General features: G+C 51.3%; 1 pseudogene. It reads right to left on the reverse strand.

Annotated features, from left to right (window positions below):
- Nucleotides 1–29: 29 nt before the first annotated feature.
- Nucleotides 30–238: pseudogene (locus ACYP03_RS27885) on the reverse strand (NAD-dependent epimerase); the annotation flags it as partial.

Genomic DNA, 238 nt, shown 5'->3' on the forward strand with positions numbered 1-238 from the left:
TGCGTGCTTTCCTGCAGAATAGTCGTCAGTCATTCGCGGAAAGTCGTGACCTGAAACTCAGGAAAACGAGCCTTGAATTTTTCTGAAATAAAGATGTTGTCCTCGACATAGCGGGGCAAAAGCTCGGCCGCATCCCGCACGGTACGGTAGAACAATCCCACCAGCCTGAGCTGCCAGTGTTTCACCACTTTGTAACGTCCTTCCACACCCATGATGACCGCAGCACGAGCAATGAACT

This window comes from Photobacterium sp. R1 (assembly GCF_054600795.1).